Origin of the sequence: Acinetobacter sp. UBA6526 (genome assembly GCF_002434875.1) — a bacterium.
Lineage (GTDB): Bacteria > Pseudomonadota > Gammaproteobacteria > Pseudomonadales > Moraxellaceae > Acinetobacter > Acinetobacter venetianus.
Genome location: NZ_DJLC01000176.1, coordinates 1 through 19,433 on the forward strand (window position 1 = coordinate 1; position 19,433 = coordinate 19,433).

The window sequence follows — 19,433 nt, forward strand, 5'->3', positions numbered from 1 at the left end:
TGAACAAATTAAACGAATTTGGAAGGAAAGTTTAGGTCGATATGGCGCACGTAAAGTCTGGCAACAACTGAAACGTGAAGGCTCTGTTATTGCACGTTGTACAATTGCTCGATTGATGCAAAAGCTAGGTATACAAGGTGTTTGGCGTGGTAAGAATAAACAAACCACCCGTAACCGAGATGACCAAAAACGGGCAGATGATTTAGTGAAACGTAATTTTAATGCTGATCATCCAAACCCTTGCGAAGCAATGCTTCTCAGGTGGGTGACTTCACGTATATTCAAACAAATTCAGGCTGGGTTTATACTGCATTTATTATTGATGTCTTCTCACGAGCAATTGTTGGATGGAAAGTATCGACACGGATGAATACAGATATGGTGCTCGATGCACTGGAGCAAGCATTGCATGATCGAGGCATGCCAAAGAACGTGATTCATCATAGTGACAGAGGTGTGCAATATCTTTCCATTCGTTATACCAATCGTTTAGAAGCAGCAAATTTACGAGCATCAGTCGGTACGACCGGTGATTCATACGATAATGCTTTGGCTGAAACGGTGAATGGCTTATACAAAACAGAGGTGATTGAATATTTAAAAGCGGATTGGCAAGGTTTAGCGGATGTACAACTTGCGACACTAAGCTGGGTAGATTGGTTCAATAAAAAGCGTGTACATAGTGCACTAGGTTATGTGTCACCTTTTGATTTTGAAGCAATGTACTATCATAAAATTAACCCATTAGGTCAGGTGGCCTAACTTAAATAAAAAAGTCTCCGACAAACCCGGTACGGTTCAGTTCAAAACCTATTTAGGGCATACCATTGTGAAAAAACATACCCAGATTGATAACTGTCACTATATTGATGTCGGTTCCTCTTATACCCAGAAGCTGTGTATAGTCAAAATTAAATAAGGATAAAGACGGTGATATAAAAGATCTCCTTACGAAGAAATGAAAAGCCATCAATATGATGGCTTTATCAAACGATTAATTAATAGGTTTTATAAGGTAAAAACTTGCCAGACAATACGACATTTACCCGGTCACCGTTCGGGTTTTCCTCACGCTGAATATTCATGCTGAAGTCGATTGCGCTCATAATGCCATCACCGAATTCTTCATGGATCAGCTCTTTAATAGTCGAACCATATACATTTACAACTTCATACCAGCGGTAAATTAAAGGGTCCGTAGGCACACTGGTCGGTAAAGAGCCTTTGTAAGGTACAATTTGCAGCCATGCTACTGCCTCATCACTAAGGTCAAAAATCTGACCAATTTTCTCTGCCTGCTGTTTATTAAATGCCATTTGTCCCAGGCAGGCAGCCGTTACCCATTCTTTAGAAAGACCAATCTCTTTGGCAACATCTGACCACTTAATTGACTTTAAAACTTTCGCTGAAATGATCATGTCAGTTACTTGTTGACGATGGGTAATCATAATCCTCTCCAAATTATTATCAAATGAATGTATGCAGAACGCATAATGCAGATATCATGCCAACAGCATTCTAGAGTTCATGCTAAATAGAAAATGAATATTTAAGTGATTGTTAATTATTTGTGGCATAGCTTTTGCTTATATTTCGATATACATGGCAACGACGCCATTCACCATTACCTGTTCTAATATTCAAGGCAACGGCGCCTAAGGTCTTCAATGATCTTAGGCGTCTTTTTTTCGAAAAACAGGTCCGTATATTGAAAAAGAGGACGACAACATGGCATATCTTGCTCCTGCGGAGTTTGCAAAAAAAGTAGTAGATGCGGGTGAATCCAAATTGCATATGGCAACCCGTGATGTATTGATTCGTGCCTTTATGGCAGGGGCCATTCTGGCCTTGGCAGCGGTATTTGCCATTACCATAGCCGTGCAAACAGGATCACCATTGATTGGTGCGCTCCTGTTTCCAGTTGGTTTTTGTATGTTGTATTTATTGGGCTATGACCTATTAACTGGGGTGTTTGTACTTACGCCGCTGGCATGGCTAGATAAACGCCCAGGGGTGACATGGGGACGTATTCTAAAAAACTGGGGCTTGGTGTTTGTAGGGAACTTTACAGGCTGTTTAGTCGTTGCGGTGCTCATGGCAGCGGTTTATACCATGGGTTTTGCAGCGGATCCAAACCCTGTCGGCGTAAAAATTGCGCATATTGGCGAGGAGCGGACATTAGGTTATGCCGAATACGGATTCGCCGGCTGGATGACTATTTTTATCCGTGGCATGCTGTGTAACTGGATGGTGTCATTAGGTGTCATTGGCGCGATGATGTCTACTACGGTGAGTGGCAAATTTATTGCCATGTGGATGCCAATTATGCTGTTCTTTGCCATGGGCTTTGAGCACTCTGTCGTGAACATGTTCCTGTTCCCATTTGCCATGATGATGGGCGGTGACTTCTCGATTGCTGACTACTTCCTATGGAATGAACTGCCGGTTGCTTTAGGTAATCTGGTGGGCGGTTTGGCATTAACAGGTCTGGCACTTTATACCACCCATGTCCGTACTGGTGTTAAAAAAGAATTTTAACATTCATCATTTTATAAAGGGATCATATAGATCCCTTTTTGAGCTTTCAGCATGAAAAAAACATTAAAAGTCACTATTGGGCAATATTCTACTGCCGGAGTTAAACAACAGAACCAGGATTTCCATGGAGTATATCTGCCCGAAGGACATGTGCTGAAACAGAAAGGTATTGCATGTGTTATAGCGGATGGAATCGGTAGCAGTAATGTCAGTCATCTTGCAGCAGAAACAGCCGTTGGTAGTTTTTTATCTGACTATTATTCTACTTCAGATGCCTGGAGTACACAGACTTCAGCAGAACGAGTGATCCGCGCGACCAATTCATGGCTTTATGCACAGACTCAACAAAGTCAAGGACGTTTTGATAAAGACCGAGGGTATGTCTGTACCTTATCTGCACTGATTTTAAAACAGCAACAAGCCCATGTTTTTCATGTTGGTGATAGTCGTATTTACCGCATTCGCGATCATGAAATTGAATTACTAACCCATGATCATCGTGTCTGGTTGTCTTCCAAAGAGCATTATCTTAGTCGAGCCTTAGGTGCGGATTATCGTATTGAAATTGATTATCGAAATATTGAACTCAAAGAAAAAGATATTTTTTTACTAATGACCGATGGGGTCTATGAATTTGTCACAGATCAACAATTATTAGATTTAACTTTAATAGATGCAGATTTAAATCAACTTGCCAAAGGATTAGTTGAAAAAGCTTTAGAACAGGGCAGTGATGATAACTTAAGTTTCCAGGTGATCCGTGTAGAACAGTTGCCTGAACTGAATCAGTTTCATATTCAGCAGGATTATGTATTTCCACAACAGCTCAGTAAAGGTGAAGTTTTTGAAGGTTATGTGATTGATAAGATTTTGCACCAAAATCATCGCAGTTGCCTGTATTTGGCACACGATACTCAGCAGCAGCCTTTGGTCATAAAAACTTTGGGGGTAGATTTACAGCAAGATAAAAATGCCGTAGAGCAGTTTCAACTCGAAGATTGGGTATCGAAACGTCTGAAACATGACAACCTGATGCACTGTTATCCACATAACACTGAGAAAAAATATTTATTCCAATGTTATGAATATTTGCAGGGTGAAACCTTGGCTCAATGGCTGCATCGCCAGGAAAAGCCTTTAAAGCTCGATGATATTTTACCAATTTTGCAACAAACGGCCTTGGCTTTAAATGCAATGCACCGGCTGGAGATGCTGCATCAGGATATACGGCCAAAGAATATCATGGTTTTAAATGCAGAAAATGCCATGAAAATTAAACTGATTGATTATGGTTCAACAGCAGTAAGAGGCCTGGTCGAAATTAATCCTAAAAATGCGAATCGACCACTCGGAACCTTAGCATTTATGGCACCGGAGTATTTTATTGATCATTCGCCATCTGTACATTCAGACCAATTTTCTTTGGCGGTCATGGCCTATTATTTACTCACCAAACAATTACCTTATGGCACAGATTTAGCTCGCTGTAACAGTTTAAAGCAGCTTAAAAAAGTTCAATATCATTCCATCAGGAAATATCGGCCTGATTTACCTATATGGTTAGATAAAATTTTAGGCCAAGCGCTGAGTATTGAACCGACACATCGTTTTGAGGCCTTGTCTGAACTCATTCATAATCTAATGCATCCTTCCAAAGAATTATTAAACTCTAAACCACCAGCAATCATTGAACGAGATCCTTTACGTTTTTGGCAAATGAGTTGCGCCGTATTAGGGCTATTATTTTTACTGAGTATTGCATGGCCATTTATTTGAAAAGATAGGATCAAACCATGCTTAAAATTGAAGGTACATAGATAAGTTTTTATTCAAACAGCTTTGTTGCACAAAGATTTGAAATGCAAAGCGCCCCTAATTGAGCTAAATTTAAGGCGTAATTTGGGTAAGTGGTCGACCTAATTCCGTAAATCTGTTGAGGACTGCTACACGTGCATGAATCTCATTGACTTGGCTATCAAAACGCCTTGCTCTGAGTTTATCTCCTAATAATTTAATGCAGTGCATCTTAGTTTCAACCAAACTTCACCGATGATAGCCTGATTTTTTCCATAGTGTCCTGCCTGAGAAGCACTGCTTCCAAGATTAACTGTTCGAAGTAATTCATTTCGATCTAGCGAGCTGCTCTTTGTATCTTTCCAAGGTTTCGCATTTTTTCTAGGTGGAAACACCGCATGCGCTTGCCGATCTGCAATGACCTCACGGCATTGCTTGGTGTCATAAGCTCCATCGGTATAAACAGAGTCAATCTGCTCATCTTGTGGAATCTGATTAAGTAAATCACCAAGCACCTGTGAATCACTGACATTATTGGTTGTAAGCTGAATAGCGCGTATTTGTAGAGTTTTAGCATCTATGCCAATATGAAGTTTACGCCATTGGCGACGATATTCAGGTCCATATTTCTTGCGTTTCCATTCGCCCTCACCTAGAAACTTCATGCCTGTAGAGTCTATGAGTAGATGCAGCCCATCGCTACTTTTTTGGTAATTGATTGCAATATTAATATGCTTTTGTCTTCTACAAAGCGTGGTGTAATCTGGAGCTATCCAATTTAATCCGCAAAGTTTAATCAGACTTTGCACAAAGCCAGTGACCATACGTAAAGACAGACGGAATAAGGATTTAATCATTAAGCAGCATTGGATGGCTGCGTCGGAGTAGGTTTGATTTCGCCCTTGTTTGCCTTTTGATGGCGCATACCATTGCGTAGCAGGATCAAACCAAATGGCAATATTTCCGCGACTCATAAGTGCTCGGTTATATGCGGGCCAATTGGTTGTGCGGTAGATTTTGTGTGTAGGCTTCTTCATTTGAAAATTATATCGCTGAAAAACCCTTTACAGATAGGTTTGTGCAACAAAGCCGATAACAATTAAAAAATAAAGGAAAGTTTTTATTGGTTTTATTATCGATAAGTATTAATGATAATATATTGTTACATAAAAAATTGGCACCAATTTAGCACCAATTATTCTTTAGTTGTTGATTTTAATATGAAAATATTACGTTGACATCGTAGAGGTCTCCAGTTCGAGTCTGGATATACCTACCAAGATTTATCAAGGACTTATAAGCGAATCAGCAGCTTATAGGTCTTTTTTATAGTTTTTTTACTGCTAGTATTCTCAATACCTATTATATATTTATCCAATTAACATATTAACTCATAAGTACTTCTTAATTTTTTATATAAAAAATAATTGACTGAAAAACGATTATTTCAATTCAAATGTTTGATGAGTGGCGCTTATGATGTGTCAATTTTGGTAAATCTTTGCTAATTATTATACTTTTTTTAAAATAAATTCAATAGTCAAGAATAAACTTGAATTGATTTACTTGTTAATGTTAAATATTTTTTGTTTTAGTATAGTTATTGTAATTAATTTGCGTCATGGGGAATAAAATGAAACAAAATTTAGGGGTGCTGGTTTTCTACATCGCATGTTTAGTCTCGCTGATATTTATTGTGATTGGAACTGTGTTGGATGATGTGCTTTTACTTGCTACAGGCTCACTGTTCATCGTATGTGCAGCTTTAATTAAAGCTGAATTTAATTTACATGTTTTGTTTTGGCGAAAGATATAAACTGTTATTGTTAATATTTTTATCATAGGCCTGAACAACCATTTTCAAGAATAAAGAATGCTTGCAGAACAATCGTTTTGTAAGCATTTTTACATAGCTATAATAGAAAAATTATCTTGCAGACTATTGATATTTTGAAAATTATAATTTTTTATTGGCTATAATATTATATATTTCATAATTTTATCTAATTCTTAAAGGTCTAAACTATAAGGTTTTTAATTGAGTAATGATGATTTGTTTGATTCACTTAAATTATAGTAATTGACCAAAATTATATTTGGTGATAATTTAATTTATAAGGAAGTCATATACTATTTGGAATTTAAGAGATGTCTTGTCCAAATGAACAAAGATATGACAACCTGAATACACAGCTAACAACGAACGAAACGGTTTAAATCGTTTTTAAAAATGTTCAAGGTTGTAGAAAAGCCCGTTAATCGGGCTTTTTTAATGTTTATAGATTTTATTTTAAATTTTCAATATAAATTAAATGCTTAGAGAAATTAAGAAAAGATGATGCGGGGTGATTATGGGGACTTTTATTGTTTTTGCTTTAATCTTTGGATTTACAATTTATATGATCAAGAAGATGGGGAAAAGTTCAGATTCGGGTTCTTATGACTCATTTTCAAGTTATGACCATCATTCATCACATGGTTGCTCAAGTCGTGATAGTGGATCTGATTCTAGCGGATGCGATAGTGGTGGAGGGGATTAATCAAAAATGCTTCGCCGCCATGATGACGACGAAGCATTTTGTTTGAGTTAAGGTAAGTCAAACCAGATCATTTGGCTGTCTTGTAATGCAGTAATTGTTGCAGTCTCATCAAACAGTAAAGCATCTCCTGCTTTTACTAAATGTTCCGCAATCATCACTTCACCTGAAATCACATGCACATAGTTTACTTTTTTCTGCGCTGTAATCTCTAAATGTTGATCTTTCTCAATCACTGCTGTTTTCACTTCGGCATTTTGACGAATCGACATTGGTGCAGATTCATCGCCAGCAATCAGGTGCCATTGATTAGGGTGATCTTTCGGGTTGAGCTGAATTTGCTGATAAGTTGGTTCAGCATCTTGTACATTAGGTTGAATCCAAATCTGTAATAGATGCACCGCTTTATCATGCTTGTTCATTTCACTATGAGTTACCCCTGTACCAGCACTCATCAACTGCCATTCACCTGCATTAATTTGCCCTTCATTTCCCATACTATCTTTATGAGAAATTGTGCCATCGAGTACACAGGTTAAAATTTCCATGTTGTCATGGGGATGAGTACCGAAACCATTGTGAGCAGCAACTGTATCGTCATTGATCACGCGGAGTGCACTTACACCCATATATTTGGGGTTGTACCAGCTACCAAATGAAAAGCTATGATAGGTGTCTAACCAACCTGCTTTGACATGCCCACGATTTTCACTACGATGTAGATAAGCATTCATCTTTCATCTCCCAATTATTTTGTTTTGCTTGATCGTTATATTATCGATTCATAATGATGATAAATAGTCTTTGATTGCGACATATTGTTCTATAAATGAAATGATTAAATGTTTTGTGTTTTTTGAATGAAATAAAAAGGGCTGAATAAAATATTCAGCCCTTTTTAGTGAGATAAATTTAATTATCAATCACTTATTTTGTTTTATTTTCCAATTGAGGAATTGCAGAACCTTGACCAACTGCGAGCAAACCAGTTTCGGTATAAATACCGAGTTTTGCACGCGTATCCGTAATATCAAGGTTACGCATAGTTAACTGACCAATACGATCCATCGGTGTAAACATTGAGTCACCTTTCTCCATTGTTAAACGCTCAGCTTCATAGGTGAGGTTAGGAGATTCAGTATTCATGATGGTGTAGTCATTACCACGGCGTAATTCTAGAGTCACAGTACCAGTGATTGCTTTAGCAACCCAACGCTGTGATGTTTCACGCAGCATCAGTGCTTGTGAATCGAACCAGCGACCTTGATAGAGTAGGCGACCTAAACGTAAACCGTTGATACGATATTGCTCAATCGTATCTTCGTTATGAATCCCTGTGACTAAACGCTCATATGCAATGTGCAATAAAGCCATACCAGGAGCTTCATAGATACCGCGAGACTTAGCTTCAATGATACGGTTTTCGATTTGGTCAGACATACCAAGACCATGACGACCACCGATACGGTTAGCTTCTAAGATAAGCTCAACTGGGTCTTCAATACGTTGACCGTTTAATGCAACAGGGAAGCCTTCTTCAAAAGTAATTGATACTTCTTCAGCAGCAATTTGTACATCATCTTTCCAGAACGCAACGCCCATGATTGGATCAACGATTTTGATACCTGCATTTAGGTATTCTAAATCTTTAGCTTCATGTGTAGCGCCCAACATGTTTGAGTCAGTTGAGTAAGCTTTTTCTTTTGACATTTTATAGTCAAAACCGTTGTCGATTAGGAATTGAGACATTTCCGCACGACCGCCTAGCTCATCAATAAACTGTTGGTCTAACCATGGCTTATAAATTTTAAGAGCAGGGTTGGTCAATAAACCGTAACGATAGAAACGTTCAATATCGTTACCTTTATAAGTTGAACCATCACCCCAGATGTTTACATCATCTTCTTTCATCGCTGTTACAAGCATCGTACCTGTTACTGCGCGACCTAAAGGTGTTGTGTTGAAATAAGGAACACCACCTGTGCTGATATGGAATGCACCACATTGAATTGCAGCAATACCTTCAAGAGCAAGCTGTAAGCGACAATCGATTAATCGAGCTTTGACTGCACCGTATTGCTCAGCTTTCTTTGGAATCGCATCATAGTCATCTTCATCAGGCTGACCCAAGTTAGCAGTATAAGCATAAGGCTCTGCGCCTTTTTGTTTCATCCACAATAGAGCTGCTGAAGTGTCTAAACCACCAGAGAAGGCAATCCCAACTTTTTTACCTACTGGTACATGCTGCAAGATCGTTGCATTATCAGTCATTGCTAGTCCTAACTATTTCGAAATAGGCACCCTAATTACTTCGGTGACCAAAGAGAATTTATTCGCTCAGTACTATATCACTTTTCAAAACGATTTTTTTTGTGTTCAGAGTGGAATTCTTGATTTTTAATTTGAAAAATAGATTAACATCAGAAAAATATAAAGTTTTACGATAAGTGAAGTTATCTGAATAAGATGATAAAAAGGTAGATAAAAGTGTTAAACCATCAAAATCAAATTCTTTCTAAGTTGCATAAAATGGCAGCAATTGTTGTAATTACGCTTTTTATCTATAAAGCTGTTTATCGATTCTATGTGGATATTCCTCAATATTCTGTTGGGAGTTTTCTGGGGGTATGCGCCTTAATTTTTGCTCATTTTATCTGTGCCAAAAGTGTGAAAACAGGGAGTACAAGCAGCCGTTTTGGATCAATCTTTATGACTGTATTTATGCTCAATAATTTTCCAATTGGAACTGTTATTGCAGTAATGATGCTGTTTTTCTCTTTATTTAAATGGGAAAAAGATTCAACTTTTAAATTACCAATTGAACTTCAAAAAAGTTAAACCTTTCATTTAAAATTCGCTCAGAGCGAATCATTTAAGCCAATAAATTGTTTTTCAATTGGAGTAAAAACATGATCATTACGTGCGATGAGATATAAACCTATATCTCGATATTGTTCAGGAACTTCACGATAAAATTGAATGTTGTATTTTGAGATCAATGATTTAGCAATCATCGAGATTCCCATACCAAGTTGGGTAAAATGAATCAGTGCCTCATGATCATAGATATGCGTTAATTCACCTTTTGTTAAATTATAGTCCGTGTACAAATGATCAAGCGTTGTTGCATAACAGCATTCTTCTGAAGCCAGCAAAATGTTTTGATGATTTAAACATTCTTCTAAATTTTCATGATTAATCATGTTTTTACCAATAATCACCAATTGATCATCAGCTTTTTGAATGTACTGTAAGCCTTTATGTTTTGGATGCCCTAGTGCATAAGCAATATCGAGATTACCTCGTAAAATCTCTTCTTCAATGTAGCCTGTTGAGCCTGTTTTCATCGTTAGGGATAGGTCGGGATAGGCTTCATAAAGTTGGCTAAAAGATGGATAGAAACGCATGCCACCCAAGCTCGTATTAGTACCAAAACGTAAGACACTTTCTTGTTGATAAATTTTATTTTCAGTTTCTTCCCATGTGAACATCATTTTTTTATATTGAGCATATAAATTCATGCCTGATTCAGTGAGTTCTACACCTTTGGGTTTACGAATAAAGAGCTGACGTTTGTAGTGATTTTCAATTTTTTTGATTTTAGCTGTCATATTTGACTGTAAATAGTTGAGCTTATTTGCCGCTGCAGTGATACTTTTTAGTTCAGCAACAGTGATAAATGATCTGATATCGTTAATATCAATATTCACATTCAATCCTCGATATTTATGTCTATGACTAAGCTAGGAATGCCTTTAAGGTATTTCTAGTTAGTTGGTATCAAAAAAAATGATGCATATATTAAAACATAGCATTATTCATGATGTCATTTGTTTTATACAATGATTTCACTTCCCATCTGTTGAGTACAGCAAGTGAATATTCGAGTGATGAGTGCAATCGCGCTATTATGTTTGGTTTGGGGATCTTTATGGGGACTTGTAAAACATAGTCTGCAAGTATTTCCACCATTTTTATTTATTTCTACACGGCTGATTTTGGCTGCAATCACCTTGATGGTTGTGCAGCGAGTCATTAAAAAATCAATCATGCCGAAACGAGAAGAATGGAAGCAGCTCATCATTTTAAGTGGCTTAATTTGCTTTGGTTTCTATGCAACTCAGACTTTTGCAATGCAATTTGTTGATTCAGGATTGTCGGCAGTTTTAGTATTTACGATGCCAATTTTTATTGGTGTTCTAGCGCATTATTTTTTAAATGAGAGATTAAATAAACAGAAAATACTTGGACTCATTTTGGGTACGTTGGGATTAATCGCAATTCTTTGGCCGCAGCTACATGATTTACATATGAATGTTTCATTACTTGGACAAGTACTGCTTATAGGTTCTGGTTTCTTCTGGGCGATGTCGACAGTTTATATCAAAAAGAATTTTGCCAGTTATGACAAAATCAAATTGACCATTTGGCAGTTATTGTTGGGTGGGAGCATCATGTTGATTGGTGCACTCATGTTTGAGCCTATAGATGCACACGTTTGGTTAAATCCACTCAATGAATCTGTGCTCTTTTATATTTCGGTGATTGGGACAGGATTTGCTTTTGTACTTTGGAATTGGATCGTCAGTCAGGTTGATACCTTTATCGCTTCAATATCAATCATGTGTATTCCAATTTTGAGCCTATTTTTTGGTTATTTGATTTGGCATGAGCCTTTGACATTCAATATTTTAATTGGTGCGGCATTTATCTGTTCAGGAATTGTGATGAGTTCTTTGAAAATAAAATCACAACGCCGTCACTTAGCGTATTCAAGTGGTGAACAAAGTTAAGAGATTTAATTTTATCAGTTATAAACTTTATAGACTTTTTTACTAGCATTCTTTAAAAGATAAAGAAATTGTAAATAATCATATAAAAGAAGTCAGAATGTCAGTCATGTTTTGCATGGCTGACTTTTTTTATTTTTAAACATAACGTTGCTGATCTGCAACTTAGACTGGAATTCGTCGAATTTACATGCAAAATTGACATTTTCAACACCGAAAAGTTTTTTATCAGTCATCCCAAATGAGCAAAAAAGTATTAAAGTACTATGCAACAAGTTGCAAAGCCAAAAATATAGAAGGAATACCATGACTAGCTATGCAAATATCCTAAAACCATTACATTTGGGTTTTACTACTATTAAAAACCGTGTCGTAATGGGCTCTATGCACTCTGGTTTAGAGGATCGTTTTTATAATTACCCAAAACTTGCAGCATATTTTGGTGAGCGAGCTAAGGGTGGTGTTGGTCTAATTATTACCGGTGGTATTTCTCCGAACCGTCAAGGTTGGTTACTACCTGCTGGCGGAACGATGAATAGCTTAGCGGATATTCCGCATCATCGGCTTGTGACGCATGCTGTACATAAGCATGGCGCAAAAATTTTGATGCAAATTTTGCATTCTGGTCGTTATGGTTATCATCCTTTCTCTGTTTCGTCATCTCCGATTCAAGCACCAATTAACCCATTCAAACCGAGACAAATGTCAGACTCTCAGATTTTGGCAACGATTGAGGACTATGCACGTTGTTCTAGCTTGGCGAAAAAAGCGGGTTATGATGGTATCGAAATTATGGGGTCTGAGGGTTATTTAATTAATCAATTCCTCAGTAACCATGTCAATAAGCGTACTGATCGCTGGGGCGGTGATATTGAAAATCGTATGCGTTTTCCTGTTGAAATCGTAAAAGCAATTCGTGCCAAAGTTGGTGAGAAATTCATTATTTGCTTCCGTTTATCGATGCTCGATCTGGTGCATGATGGTAATACTATGCAAGAGGTAATTGCTGTTGCTAAAGCACTAGAAAAAGCAGGAATCACATTATTGAATACGGGAATTGGCTGGCATGAAGCGCGTGTTCCAACCATCGTAACGTCTGTTCCTCGTGCAGCATTTGTTGATTATACCGCCGTGGTAAAACAGCATGTATCTGTACCAGTGATTGCATCGAATCGTATTAATATGCCAGATGTCGCTGAGCAAATTGTTGCTTCAGGTCAGGCTGATATGGTGCAAATGGCACGTCCATTCCTTGCTGATCCGTATTGGGTAAATAAAACTGCGACCAATCGTGTTGATGAAATTAATACTTGCATCGCATGTAACCAAGCATGTTTGGATCATGCATTTAAAAATCAACGTGTAAGCTGTTTAGTCAATCCACAGGCATGTTTTGAGACGGAATTGGTTTATATCAAAACTAAGAAACCAAAGCGCGTTGCTGTTGTTGGTGGTGGTGTTGCTGGGATGTCCGCTGCAACTGTTGCGGCAAGTCGTGGTCATGCAGTGACATTATTCGAAGCAAATAATGATGTGGGTGGACAATTCAATTTAGCGAAAGTCGTTCCTGGTAAAGAAGAATTCCATGAAACGATTCGTTATTTCAAAGTTCAGCTTAAGCAAACAGGTGTGGATGTTCGGTTGAATACGAAAGTAAGCCGTGAGCAACTTGAACGAGAAGGCTTTGATGAAGTTATTGTAGCAACTGGTGTTGTTCCTCGTGCTTTAAAAATTCAAGGAAGTACAGCCCCGCAAGTATTGTCATATGCTGAAGTATTACGTGGTGCGCCAGTAGGTCGTAATGTTGCTGTAGTTGGAGCTGGAGGTATTGGATTTGATGTTTCTGAGTTCTTATTAAAACCAACACATCAGCCTCAACCGCAACCTTTGAATGAGTGGCAGCGTGAATGGGGCGTTGACCCAAGTCCAAATTATATTTCTGAAGGTGGTATGCAACGACCAGAAGTGGAAAGACCAGTTCGCCAAATCTATCTATTGCAACGTAAAACAACACCGCTTGGTATTGGACTCGGTAAAACATCAGGTTGGGTACATCGTGCACAATTGAAAAAGCATGCAGTGCGCATGTTACGTGGCGTGCAATATAAGGCAGTGACTGATGAAGGTTTATGGATTGAGCATAATGGACACGACCAATTATTGCGTGTTGATACGATTGTTGTTTGTGCTGGTCAGGAATCTGTTAAAGATTTAATGCCGAAAGACGGTGAAAACACAATTGCAAATTATCATATTATTGGTGGTGCAAAGCTCGCTGCTGAGTTAGATGCGAAACGTGCAATTCGTGATGGCGCTGAATTAGCAGCTAAACTTTAAGGACTGATGAAACAATATACATTTGAATACATTGCAGTTAAATTTTTCTTGAATAAAGGAAACAAGCTTTGTATTCTTACGCACATGGAAGCGTGGCAGAGCGGTTTAATGCACCGGTCTTGAAAACCGACGAGGGTGTGAGTCCTCCGTGAGTTCGAATCTCACCGCTTCCGCCAAATATCTAAATAAGCCCTTGTTTTTACAAGGGCTTATTTTTTGTCTATGGTTTTACCCCTCAACTTACCCCACATCAAATGTTGGATTTGAATAGCCTACATAAGAATAATTCAGAGGGCTTCGGATAATAGATAAATTGAGTTTAAGTTGATCTCTTGCAGAATAAGCGATCTGTAGATGACTACACACTTGATTTGTACTCCTGTTTTTACCGCGAATACTAATTATGTACTTTTAAATCGCATGGGTGGGCGGCGTTCTAAGATCAGATCTCTTTTTAATTTTTTTGAGCCTACTTTGGCTGTAGCTGTTGTGCGTCTATATAGAGTTGGAGGTTGATCTGTTTGGCCTTGGGTAGTTGATTGCATGTCAAGAGCATCGTCTTTTTGTTCAATGGCTTCTTTTTTTTGTTCTGTAGATGCAGTCTCTCCATGTTTTGTCTCGGATAAGATCATTTCATTTTGAAGCGGGGTTGTAGGGAGGACGTTGGGACCAGCCTCATTTGTAGATTGTGTTTCTTCATTGATGCTTTGACATGATTCTGTCGGGGTATGATTTTCGCTCTCGGGCGGCATTGCGTTTAGACAATTTTTATCAATATTGTCTAAATCACTTTCTAGTCCTACTTGTGAATTATTCTCATCTATAAATGGGGGGAGAGCAGGTTTGATGAGTAAACTCTGCCGATAGCTTGCGAGCTCTGATAAATAGGTTTTTTCACGCTCATAAGCTAAATCTAGCTGTTTTTGTAAGGTGATATTTTGCAAATGTAGCATGTTTAAAATATGTCTAAAATTTTCTTGATTAGTTATTTTTGTTTTCTTAATTGCTAATGAGGTAATAACCTGCAGGGCATCTTCGTAATTTATCTTACCATTTAAAATCATTAATTTACCTATTTTATTGAGATAGTAAATCTTTGATCTAGAGAGACCTGTCAGTTTGCTCAGTTCAATAACGGTCATTTCTTTCATGATTGATTATGTCTAAAATAAGTATAATTAGACATAATTTTATATAAAAATTGACTATTTTGCCATAATAAACTTAACGCTTTGAGTGTATTCGTGCTTTAGAAAAATATATTTGTATTATTCACAGTGAATAATAATTTTATTAACTGTGAGTAATGGTGAAATTTGATGTGAATAATAGTAAAAATAACTGTGCTTAAAAGGGTGAAATTTATTGTGTAATTTGACTGAACCCGGCTAATATAAAGGATATTCACTGGTTTTGAGTATGTTAATGGATAATTATAAGCTAATAATTAAAGATAAAGATCTATTTGATTTATTTTTTAATAATGTCCCTTATATCTGGCAAGCCTTAGATCGTTCCGTGAAGCAAGATCAGGCGTACCAACCTACTTGTTTATATAAAGAATCGGTTCAGGTTATTCGGGCAATCAATAAGTTTGTAGATGATTTGAAGTCTGGAAGTTTGCCTCGGGCGACTCAGTTGGGAATTAGTGTGACTGGGCATGCTGAATTTGACCCTTTATTTCTTGTTTATTTTAAGACCCTTCAATTTGAGCGCGAAATGTTCGATATGACCTATCTCGGGCTTGGGTTAAATTGGGTTTATTATCAAAAGTTTTTAGAAGAAGATGCAGTTAAGCTACCAAGTATTACTCCTTGTATTGAGCAGGTTCTGTCGGGTTCTAGTGGTTTGCAGGAACGAAAGCAACAATGGTCACCTTCAGAATTCACATATAAAAAAGCATGGCGATTGATAAATTTCTTTTCTGATTTACAGAAAAATCCTTTATATATCGAAGAAACTAATAAGCAGACTCAGCAGGTTGTAGATGATACCAATCGTGCTTTTGCGAATTTTGATACGCTTTTATCAATACAACAGGAAGTGTATACCTTGGTGATTGATGTTCGGTTTGTGCGTACAGTAGGTCAAACTGAGCATGAATCGTTAGGGCAATTGATTAAACAAGTACTTAAAGATCGGGCTGATCTACAGAATGCGATTTTTCAATTGATCCCTGATTGGCTTCATGTACATACCAAGCTTGAACATGATTATCAAAATGGTTTAAAGCTTTCATGTGTTCTTATACTAAGAAGTTACAGCATTGATCAGGAGGACGTTATTATTGCTCGTCTACAAACATTATTGAGGGATAATTTTAGTCACTACGATGCAATTGATGTCGTTAATGGAAATGAGTTTGTACGAACACATGGTAAGAAACATGCTGTTGGCCGTATCGGAATAAATAAGCCTGTTCGGGTTGAACAATTTAAGTATTGGGTACTCAGCTATTTTTTTAAAAGGGATTCATTTGCCAAGCTCATACATCCTGAAATATCTTTTAAGGTGAATGAGGATTATGTGCATCAGAATTGGAAACAGCCTCAAATAAAGAAGCAAGCGGTGGCATCCAAGATAAGCCCCCCACCTAAAAATCTTGCGCAGGTATTGCAAGAATACAAAGTATCCAAAAGTATATGGGATCTCAAACATCTTGCTAAGCGCGTAGCTGATCGTCTGCTAGTTGGTCAGATTTACTACAAAGAATTTTGTGCTGAACAGCAGCTACCGCAACAGTATGGTGAGTGGTTGTTCCAAATTGAAGTATTTATTGAGACTTTGTTACACAATCAACAACCAGCTTTTAATGAGGTGAGATCAGCACATCAGACCTACTTTTTGAATGCTAGAGATATGCAAGCATCCGCTACACAGCTTGGCCAGCAGTATTTATCGCTTGTGAAGCAGATTGCATGTGATTTTTATTTTTTTGAGCAGATTGATCGTTTAATTCAAAATCACGGTTTACGTACATGGTGGTTTGGGCATGAAGACAATTTGAGCTTGCGGATGGTTTTTCAACAGATTTTTACAGACCTTATATTTGATCAGCCAGTAGACTCTGCTGTGTTAGGTCTGATGAATAGAAACCTCCAGAATGTACGGAATTATTTTCTTGAAAAACAGCGATCAGAAGTAAATAAACGTGAACTTCTGGAGAAGCATTATGCTCAAGGTGTACGGAGGCATACAGATACACGAGAATACTTGAATAGTGTATTAGAGCAGAATTGTTGGGCTTATCGTATTACTGTCAATGCGAGTTCAACAAAGGGGGGCTTGAAACAGTCTGAACTATCAAAATTATTTACTGAGTTCATGCGCTTAGCAAAGCGAGCGAAACCTTGTTATTGGTTGCGTGGCTACGTAGGGATTTGGCAAGAGACGAACTGGCCGATCGTTTCAGAATTTACATTAGATGTTGTATTGTTCTTTAATGATCGTTGTCAGGCACGATTACAAAACTTAGTCTACGATCTGGATCAGCGCTGGAACGCCTTTCTTGATACTAAAGCTGCTCAGACTCTAAAGTTGCAAGATACCGAAAATATAAAGTACCATGGCGCAATTAAACCGAAAATATTAATGTGTTCGGTTGATGGATTGAATACAGCGGATAAGGCTCTGAACACATATCATGTCTGTCTTGAAGTACATGATCGTAAAATGAAAAAAATAGTCATTGAGCATGTCATACCCTATTTTGCTTATCGGGATGTATTTCACGCTCCGTTTAGTCAGACAGTTCCCAAAGCTTTTATTAAAGGTGTGATACTTAAAAAATAGTTGGCTTTAGCGTTGAGCAAGTTTATTTTAATCCACTCGTTAATTTCAAAGGCGAACCTGCCAACAGGATTTGTGATTAAGTGAACCTGTTTGTGGAAGGGGGATCATGGTAATCGGATTTATAGTCTAACAAGCTGTAGAACGTGGCACGACTTAGGTTTGCATTAAAAGCTAATTTCTGCCGTAACTCTCGTAAATGAGATTGTTTCTAAAAATACAGGATTTGTAGGGTGGGGGGAATTGGATTGACTTATGAATCGATTGATTTTGCAACTACTAAGTCTTGTGATAAGTCGGTAAATAATATTATTAGTATTAGTTAAATACTATTAGTTAAATACTTAATATTAATTAATATTCAATCATAAACACCTCACTAATATACTCATAGTGAAATTAGAGACTTAATCATGATGTCTGCTGAATCTTGATATAGTCAATCAATACGCTACTATCCCTCAATACAACACATCAGATCAGTACCGAGATCGATCTGGATCTTGATGTAGAATCCGTCATGTAGGCATCTTCATACATAAAAAAATAAAGTTGTCTCCTTAGTTATGTACCAAACATAACCAAGGAGTATCTCAATGCAATATGACTTATCTCATCAGGCAGGCGTCATGACAGCCGTAAATGGCTTCGTTGACTGGGTGCTGAATCTGGAGCTAAATCAATCTTCCTTTATCACGCACCTTTGTTCATTGATCCCTGCATTTCAGATTTTTGATCAAAATGGTATTGAGTACAGTGCATCCATTCAGGCTTTTAAAGATATGACTCAAGCCATTGAAGCACTAAGAGGGGCTCTATGTCTTGAGGATTACTTGATACGGCTATCTTCTGTTGAGATATTAAAGTTAATGCGAAGATTGAAAGATCACCGTAGTCAGATTCTCGATGAGATTCGTTTATTCAGGCAGCAGGAATCAGATAATCAAACCAGCTTTTTAACTTATGTTCAGCAAATGATTCAAGATCATTATCAGGTTCTAATGGTCCGTGTGGATTTGGTCTACTTAAAAGACTATATGTCGAATGTCACAGTTCATGACTTCTATCTCCATATTCAGTCTTTATGCAGGTACCTAAAAGATAAGAATGGCTGTTTTAAGCATTTATTGGGTTATGGTTTAGCTTTAGAGCAGGGGTATAAAAAGGGTTATCATGCGCATCTAATGCTGGTCTATAACGGTTCAGAACGTTGTCAGGATCGGTATCTAGGGGATCTGGTTATTTTAAAGTGGCAGGCCATTACTCATGGTTGGGGTTATGGGAGGAATGGTAATACCAAAGAAAATAAAGATCAGTTTGCCAATAAAGGCTTACTGGGTATTGGCAGGATTCACCGTAAGCATCCAAAAGAACTTCAAAATGCGTTGAATGTTGCTCGTTATCTGACGCATCCAGAAAAGTATTTGCAACGGCTGTTAGTCAAACCGATTGGGAAAAGAACATTCTTTAAAGGTGTTTACCGAGTGCATGGTCGTAACTATCAGCTTGTATCTGGTTAAGTGCCTGTAAAAAAATATGGATGAAACAGTTCTATGAAATCCACAACTTTGTAGAACAACCTCCATGGATATTACATACATTGAGCACCAAACAGCACCACGTCTAGAGAAAGATGTGCATGACTTTT

Annotated in this window: 13 protein-coding genes, 1 tRNA gene and 3 pseudogenes; 11 read left to right on the forward strand and 6 right to left on the reverse strand. The window is 37.6% G+C overall.

Going from position 1 to position 19,433, the window contains the following annotated elements; all coding sequences use genetic code 11:
* A pseudogene (locus tag B4237_RS12210) lies at nt 1-762 on the forward strand (IS3 family transposase); the annotation flags it as partial.
* 49 nt (nt 763-811) lie between these two features.
* Nucleotides 812-919 (forward strand): annotated as a pseudogene (locus B4237_RS12215) (serine/threonine-protein phosphatase 2); the annotation flags it as partial.
* A gap of 79 nt (nt 920-998) precedes the next feature.
* On the opposite strand, the gene cynS reads toward B4237_RS12215, so the two are convergent.
* Nucleotides 999-1,448, reverse strand: coding sequence for a cyanase (cynS, locus tag B4237_RS12220; RefSeq protein ID WP_008941922.1), 450 nt, complete (start codon nt 1,446-1,448; stop codon nt 999-1,001).
* 280 nt (nt 1,449-1,728) lie between these two features.
* Here cynS and B4237_RS12225 point away from each other — a divergent pair, with 280 nt between their 5' ends.
* Both B4237_RS12225 and B4237_RS12230 read left to right on the forward strand, forming a co-directional pair.
* Complete coding sequence (locus B4237_RS12225) at nt 1,729-2,538, forward strand: formate/nitrite transporter family protein (protein ID WP_008303564.1); 810 nt, start codon at nt 1,729-1,731, stop codon at nt 2,536-2,538.
* A gap of 51 nt (nt 2,539-2,589) precedes the next feature.
* On the forward strand, nt 2,590-4,314 hold the full coding sequence (locus B4237_RS12230; protein ID WP_008941921.1) for a bifunctional protein-serine/threonine kinase/phosphatase: 1,725 nt from the start codon (nt 2,590-2,592) through the stop codon (nt 4,312-4,314).
* Between the two features lie 111 nt (nt 4,315-4,425).
* Here the strand turns inward: B4237_RS12230 and B4237_RS12235 are convergent.
* A pseudogene (locus B4237_RS12235) lies at nt 4,426-5,369 on the reverse strand (IS5 family transposase).
* 596 nt (nt 5,370-5,965) lie between these two features.
* Here B4237_RS12235 and B4237_RS12240 point away from each other — a divergent pair.
* Nucleotides 5,966-6,148 (forward strand): hypothetical protein, encoded by a 183-nt coding sequence (locus B4237_RS12240; RefSeq protein ID WP_278596545.1) that lies wholly within the window; start codon nt 5,966-5,968, stop codon nt 6,146-6,148.
* Between the two features lie 771 nt (nt 6,149-6,919).
* On the opposite strand, the gene B4237_RS12245 is transcribed toward B4237_RS12240, so the two are convergent.
* Together B4237_RS12245 and argG are read right to left on the reverse strand one after the other, a co-directional pair.
* Nucleotides 6,920-7,603: a pirin family protein gene (locus B4237_RS12245; protein ID WP_007484032.1), complete on the reverse strand. Its 684-nt coding sequence runs from the start codon at nt 7,601-7,603 to the stop codon at nt 6,920-6,922.
* A 193-nt stretch (nt 7,604-7,796) separates the two neighbouring features.
* The gene (gene argG / locus B4237_RS12250; RefSeq protein WP_004880480.1) at nt 7,797-9,140 is read right to left on the reverse strand and encodes an argininosuccinate synthase; all 1,344 of its coding nucleotides are present in this window, start codon (nt 9,138-9,140) and stop codon (nt 7,797-7,799) included.
* 216 nt (nt 9,141-9,356) lie between these two features.
* Between argG and B4237_RS12255 the strand changes: the two genes are divergently transcribed.
* Complete coding sequence (locus B4237_RS12255) at nt 9,357-9,707, forward strand: hypothetical protein (RefSeq protein WP_286990148.1); 351 nt, start codon at nt 9,357-9,359, stop codon at nt 9,705-9,707.
* A gap of 20 nt (nt 9,708-9,727) precedes the next feature.
* On the opposite strand, the gene B4237_RS12260 is transcribed toward B4237_RS12255, so the two are convergent.
* A complete protein-coding gene (locus B4237_RS12260; RefSeq protein ID WP_007484028.1) occupies nt 9,728-10,579 on the reverse strand; it encodes a LysR family transcriptional regulator in 852 nt (283 codons plus the stop codon).
* 165 nt (nt 10,580-10,744) lie between these two features.
* Between B4237_RS12260 and B4237_RS12265 the strand changes: the two genes are divergently transcribed.
* The 3 genes from B4237_RS12265 to B4237_RS12275 all read left to right on the forward strand — a co-directional run bounded on the left by B4237_RS12265 (nt 10,745) and on the right by B4237_RS12275 (nt 14,172).
* Complete coding sequence (locus B4237_RS12265) at nt 10,745-11,662, forward strand: DMT family transporter (protein ID WP_286943327.1); 918 nt, start codon at nt 10,745-10,747, stop codon at nt 11,660-11,662.
* A gap of 303 nt (nt 11,663-11,965) precedes the next feature.
* The gene (locus tag B4237_RS12270) at nt 11,966-13,996 is read left to right on the forward strand and encodes an FAD-dependent oxidoreductase (protein ID WP_278596548.1); all 2,031 of its coding nucleotides are present in this window, start codon (nt 11,966-11,968) and stop codon (nt 13,994-13,996) included.
* Nucleotides 13,997-14,082: 86 nt separating this feature from the next.
* Nucleotides 14,083-14,172: transfer RNA gene (locus tag B4237_RS12275), tRNA-Ser, on the forward strand.
* Nucleotides 14,173-14,397: 225 nt separating this feature from the next.
* Here the strand turns inward: B4237_RS12275 and B4237_RS12280 are convergent.
* Nucleotides 14,398-15,147: a hypothetical protein gene (locus B4237_RS12280; protein ID WP_042892244.1), complete on the reverse strand. Its 750-nt coding sequence runs from the start codon at nt 15,145-15,147 to the stop codon at nt 14,398-14,400.
* 274 nt (nt 15,148-15,421) lie between these two features.
* On the opposite strand from B4237_RS12280, the gene B4237_RS12285 reads away from it, so the two are divergent.
* Both B4237_RS12285 and B4237_RS12290 read left to right on the forward strand, forming a co-directional pair.
* Complete coding sequence (locus B4237_RS12285) at nt 15,422-17,788, forward strand: hypothetical protein (protein ID WP_042892241.1); 2,367 nt, start codon at nt 15,422-15,424, stop codon at nt 17,786-17,788.
* Nucleotides 17,789-18,381: 593 nt separating this feature from the next.
* Nucleotides 18,382-19,305, forward strand: coding sequence for an inovirus-type Gp2 protein (locus B4237_RS12290; protein ID WP_042892239.1), 924 nt, complete (start codon nt 18,382-18,384; stop codon nt 19,303-19,305).
* The last annotated feature ends 128 nt before the right edge of the window (nt 19,306-19,433 follow it).